We start from the raw sequence: 6012 nt of genomic DNA, 5'->3' as shown, positions 1-6012 counted from the left end.
TATATCACCCATACAATTTTTATTAACATAACCTATCATTATCAATAGTTAACGATGCTAAAAATTTCGTTATGGGGTAATTAAAACTATTAGCTTGATAGGGATGTGGCGGTACCCCTACATAACATGATCTTTTTCTCAAGTAAATACTATTTTGACAATAAAATTTCGTGCACACTTATCATTAGCACAAACCATATAAAAAACGGACATCGCTCTCTGAAGAGTGATGTCCGTTTTCTTTTTACAACTGTAATTTACTTATTTAATTGGAACGGAAGTTAGACTACTATTTTAATTAATATTTATTAAACTGCTATACTTGGATGATCCTATTCTTCCATGAGGAGTAATTCCACGCTATCTACAATAAACTTTCCTTCCGTTTCTCCAATCTCAATCCATACTGTATCTGTTTCTGGGAAGTATTCTAATTCTTTTGTCACATAACCAGCTGGTACTGGTGGATAATTGACATACCCTCTGTCATATTCACAATGATTATCTCTTCTTACATCTGTATACGTTTCTTCTTCATAAGTCGGTTTGTAATTAACAGATGCTGTAGTATCAACTTCATATGCATCCTCATATCCAGCATTACGGGAATTACATGCATCTGCGCATCCAGCTGTACCTTGGTGTGCAGTATAATCATTACACGTTCCTGTATCCGTTGGATACACTTCCTCTTCTTCACGGTTTTTAAATTTTAGTTCGTCTGTATTGTTCTCGATTTCATGGATCGTTACGCAGCCCTCTCCATATCCCTCTTTGTACGCTGTGACACGAAGGATATAGCCACACCCCGGACAGACGCGAACTGCTTGTGACACTTCTGCTTCCCATTCTGGGATAACAAGGTCAGAACGATGATGGCTCTGTTGTACATCTACATGCCCTTTTACATTCCAACATGTTAATCCATTATTAAAATCACCATTTTTAACGACATTTCTCGCATCGTATAAGGAGATTGCAGTGATAATGTGACCTTCTAATTCTTCAAAAATTTCCGCATTTACACCTGGGATAACAGGTAATTCTGAAAGATACGCCTCTCGAATTCGATGAACAAGTTTATCTGCCGCATGAATCATGCCGATGTTTGTATCCGCTTGTAATCTATCATATTGAGAATCTACGAATAAAGCATCCACAGCTTCTTTTGCCTCTGTATATACTCGTTTTGTTTCCAATTGTAGTTTTTCACGTTTGTCTCTCCATTTTTTCTCTGCCCTCTTCACACGAGACAGTGCTTCTCCTAATAATGGTTTCTCTTCAATAAATTCCAGATTCCCTAGTCTTGCATGACCTTCCTGCGTCTTAATCTTGAATACCACCCACACGCCTAGATTCTCATGCAAGTCTGTGCATCCAACATCAATATCCAAAGAGAAATGATGGGAATGATGCGCACATTTTTCTCCATCTCTGCAGGAACAATCTAGATCAGGATTCCATTCAAAATGTGGTGCGCATCGATTCGGTTCTCCGCACCTTCCGATTGGGCTTTCAACTGAAAGCGGCCATAGGGACTCGGTACCTGGAACATCCAATGTTTCATGTTTCGCATTATAACGAATCAAATATATCTCTAAATCTTGACTATCTTCAATATAACCTCTTAATTGGTAGCGAGTATAAGCTTTTAATTCCGACTCCCCTATTTTTTGATATAAATACGTCGGATAACACTCATTAAAAGTACCCGGTAGTGTGACGTAATTCTCTTTAAATACGTCATTTCCTTCCTGGATGGTAATGTTCTCACTTCCCCACCATCCATGTTCAGATTGTTCATGGATAGATGTGAAATTCGATTGCTCATTAGTAGATATGAAGTCTGGTTGCTTATTGATGGATGTGAAGTTTGGATCTTGGAGTAAGTTTCTTTCATCACTGAGTCGTTTCGCATATTTCACTTTCTCAAGTAATTCTCTCTTTTCATCCAAGCAGAATTCATCCGATAAACACGCCACTAAATTGGATACTTGATCAATATGATAATCTGTCACATCTGTTTTCAATCTTCTTGGATTCGTATTAGTAAACAGAGCATTCACCGCCTCTTGCGCTCTTTCTAAATCATATTCTGCTTCGAAGGTTGCAGTAACTGGAATAATTTCAATTTTATCTATATACACTTCCCCATTTCCACTAAGGCCTTGAATAGACGTTCGAATTATATCTTGAATTTGTGTAAAAGTAAAAGGTGTAGTAAAAGCACGTCTCACAAAATTTCCGTATTTTAGTTCGTCTCCACTGTTCATTGTACGTAGGAATCTAAAATTATTTACAGTAGTACCTCCACGTGATACAAAGAAATCAAAATCTACAGTTGAAGCATAGCGGAATCCTATACGATATCTTTGTGTTAATGGTCCGTTAACAGTTACTCTTATCGGTCCAAATCCACCAGTATTCGTTCTTCGAAGAATATCCCCACCAGTAAATCCTGGTCCTCTAACAACAGTGGTACCTTGAGGAAGTTCGGATGCTTTTACCATTGGGATTTGGGTGATTCTATTTGGTCCAATCGTATTCGTACGATCTGCACTACGATGCGTCCAAGAATATACCGGTACATTCACCCTGGATTGTAAAATTATACCTATATGAGATAACCTGTGACTGTAAGATTCATAATTTGGTCGTTCTGTTGTTTCTGGTGGTAATTCAGTTTCTGAATCTTTTAATTGAAGCCCAGGTGACTCATAAGGTTGACTATAGTTAGCGGTACCTCTATCAGAAATATTCTGAGGGTTCGTAAAATTAAACCTAACAGTAGGGACACCATGAATAGGTTCAAGGTAAATTCCCCATAGAAGCACTCCTGCATATGATTCAGTCCTATAAACGTCTCGAGATGCGAACCGTAATGTTACAGGATTAATAGAAGTATTGGTAGCCCCATGCGTTGAGGTATTTAATCCGCCTCCTATTGGCCGAGATTGAATCGTGTGCCCCCGCCAATAAGTCATATGCCTAGTATTACTCCATCGTGATGAAGCGCTAAAAATTGTAAGTTGTTCTAGAAAATCAAGTAGATGCGGGCTTCGGATAGCCGCAGCCTCTATGGCAGAGAACGAAGGTGCATTATTATTATACCAATTCATACTTGCCATATTTACCCCTGTTGCTCCAATTGCGTCTGTATAAACTTCTCTTGTTAACTGAGCACTCGTATTTATTGGATAAGTGCGAGTGTCATAGCTTGGGAATAGTGCCACTAGATCTAATACTCCTAACGTTAGATCTCTACGGAATTGATTATACCGTACCCAACTTGCGGCATTTGTCCCTCTCAAGCTATTTAGACCTGTATTATACCATTCTACGCAATAGTCGGAATAATCTCTCGTTCGTTCCACTTGGCGCTCATAATAGCGTTGAATTTCCTGCGATGTAAGCCCAAATTCACTACCAAAAAGAGAGGCATCTCTCAATAATAATAGGTGTAAATTTGCAGCTTGAGCATATACCATCAATAATGGAACTTCTTGGTTTCTAATTGCGAAAAGCGGCATCGCATTAAGAAAATCAAGTTCTAAAGCTATATATTGGGTATGAAGAACACTTCTCGTTCTTGCATCATCACGGTTTTCTAGCCAATCTTCAAGTGACTGTTGATAGGCTCTGAAGGAATCTCCTAAACCTTGTAATCGAGCAAGAGCCGTATTCCTAGCATTTTCTGTTATTTGTTGATTTATAAGTTGTTCGACATGTTCTAGGAAAATTTCCCACTGATCTCTGCCGCGGGGCCATAATTCACCAACAAGAAAACTATAAAAACTAGCTAGTTGTCCAGCAAACGGTACGCCCAATACGCCTAGTATTCTACCAGCTATGTTAATACCCGTTTGGACTGTTGATGCGCTAACAAATGGATCGATATTGTTCCCCTCGGCTATACACAAGCTATCCTCAATACGAGCATCTGGTAATAGATCCATTTGTGCGGAATGATTCGATACAGCATTTATAATTTCATTCTCATTTTTCCTATTTGAAGTCAATATAACTCCTCCTTTTATGTTGGGCTTATATTACCAACTATTTAACTTTTCTTCACTGATTAGTTTTAACACAGCATTACCTAAGAAAATTGTATAGTAAAATTTTTTGATGAATTACCTCCCGCTTTTTGGACTTTAGCACATATACCTTCATAATTTAGGGCCATTTATCTTAGCCACAGTTTAAATCATATGGTTCAGCTTATGAAAATATTCATAAAATTCTACTAATTTTATGAATATAAATATATAGCCTATATATATTTAATAAAGTATATTAATTGTCTATATATAAATATAGGTTATATTCCAAAGTAAACAATATCCCAAATTCAGGTTAATGTTTATATGGTTCGCACTATGCTTCACTGGTTATAATCGTTTGGAGTAGAGGATATAACTGCCTATTCGCTTGTATTTTTAATGCCTGAGAAAAATAATTATATAAAATTATCGCTTAATATTAACTATCTTATAGTCTATTTTAAAGAATATTATTTCTTTCCTTTTGATAAAGCAGTCCTTCAACATCAATAGTCTAAACTTCATATTATTCGCTTTCATTATATTCAAAATGAAATATTTAAATTAAGTTTCGGGTTGTTTGTCATCCTTCCTATTTTACATTTATACAAGTTAGAACCATTTACCTGTAATTCATCTAAAATTGTAAACGCTTCTCCTTTTTTTACAATCTTACTCTTATCATTCCAGTCAGCAGAACCATAGACCCATAATTCTTTCGTATTTACAACAACTAATCTACCCACATTACTCTTGTGTCTGCGGGCAAAGAAAATATAGGAAGGATCATATTTTATCCATGAATTCCCTACATTTAACCAGCCCTCACGCTCTTCCCAAACGATATAAGATTCAGGTTTGTTTAACTTACGAATTATTTCACTACTCATAGTTGGACTTCTACGAAGATTAATATTTACTCCTTCTATGTAAGCAATTCCTAATCCTTGTGTGCCCGCATCCTTATTATGCTTCTCCTCACTCATATCGTTTGGGAATCCTTTCATTCTCATTTGAAATCCGAAGGATTCTATGCGCAAAATATAAAACAATCAAATAATGCTAGTATAATACAAACTGTGGATGAATACATCCACTACTATAATAATGAACGGATTCAGAGAAAATTAGATAATATGTCACCTATAGCTTATAGGAAACATGTTATCTAGGTGTTTTTTCTTTGTCTCACCAAATGGGGTCAGACCATAGGAAAGGATGGCGTTTTTTATGTCTGTTTCTAACGAATTACAACAATTTGCTCAAGAGATTCAAAGTGCCCTATCTCCAAATGTCTTACGGGATCTTGCTAGAGATGTTGGCTTTGTACAACAAACTAGTAAGTACCAAGCAAAAGATTTAGTCGCTTTATGTGTATGGGTGAGCCAAAATGTAGCTATGACTTCTTTAACTCAGTTAACTAGCTGTTTAGAAGCATCAACAGAAGTACTTATCAGCCCTGAGGGCTTGAATCAACGATTTAATAAAGTGGCTGTTCAATTTTTACAACACCTATTAGCTGAACTACTAAACCAAAAACTGACCGCATCTATGCCAATTTCTTATCCATATACTTCTGTTTTCAAGCGTATTCGTATTTTAGATTCAACTGCATTTCAACTTCCGAATACATTTTCATCAATTTATCCTGGTGCGGGAGGATGCAGCCATACAGCGGGAGTAAAGATACAGCTTGAGTATGATTTATTAAGTGGACAATTCCTTCATATTCATACAGGTCCAGGTAAACAACATGATCGAACCTACGGTTCTTTGTGTGTCCCAACTGTGGCAGCGAATGATCTATGTATCCGAGATTTAGGGTATTTTCATTTGAAAGATCTTCAACATATAGGGGTACCGCCACATGCCCATCAACTTAAAAATCTTCACTACCCCCAAGTGTAAAAAAACGTTATTCTTTCTAAAAAAGCTAGACTAGAAAGGATGACGTTTTCTTATGAATCTC

General features: G+C 36.8%; 2 protein-coding genes and 2 pseudogenes. 2 read left to right on the top strand and 2 right to left on the bottom strand.

Going from position 1 to position 6012, the window contains the following annotated elements:
- Positions 1-332 precede the first annotated feature (332 nt).
- Both cry1Ba and MR168_RS31940 read right to left on the bottom strand, forming a co-directional pair.
- A complete protein-coding gene (gene cry1Ba, locus MR168_RS31945) occupies positions 333-4019 on the bottom strand; it encodes a pesticidal crystal protein Cry1Ba (RefSeq protein ID WP_086412479.1) in 3687 nt (1228 codons plus the stop codon).
- Positions 4020-4588: 569 nt separating this feature from the next.
- Positions 4589-5029, bottom strand: a complete 441-nt coding sequence (locus MR168_RS31940) for an SH3 domain-containing protein (protein ID WP_228497364.1) — start codon at positions 5027-5029, stop codon at positions 4589-4591.
- A gap of 9 nt (positions 5030-5038) precedes the next feature.
- Between MR168_RS31940 and MR168_RS34030 the strand changes: the two are divergent.
- Together MR168_RS34030 and MR168_RS31935 are read left to right on the top strand one after the other, a co-directional pair.
- Positions 5039-5215, top strand: a pseudogene (locus MR168_RS34030) (IS3 family transposase); the annotation flags it as partial.
- A gap of 58 nt (positions 5216-5273) precedes the next feature.
- Positions 5274-5897: pseudogene (locus tag MR168_RS31935) on the top strand (IS4 family transposase); the annotation flags it as partial.
- Positions 5898-6012: the final 115 nt, after the last annotated feature.

The organism is Bacillus cereus group sp. BfR-BA-01356 (genome assembly GCF_022663635.1).
Classification (GTDB): domain Bacteria; phylum Bacillota; class Bacilli; order Bacillales; family Bacillaceae_G; genus Bacillus_A; species Bacillus_A cereus.
This window is presented reverse-complemented; position numbering and strand designations above follow the sequence as displayed.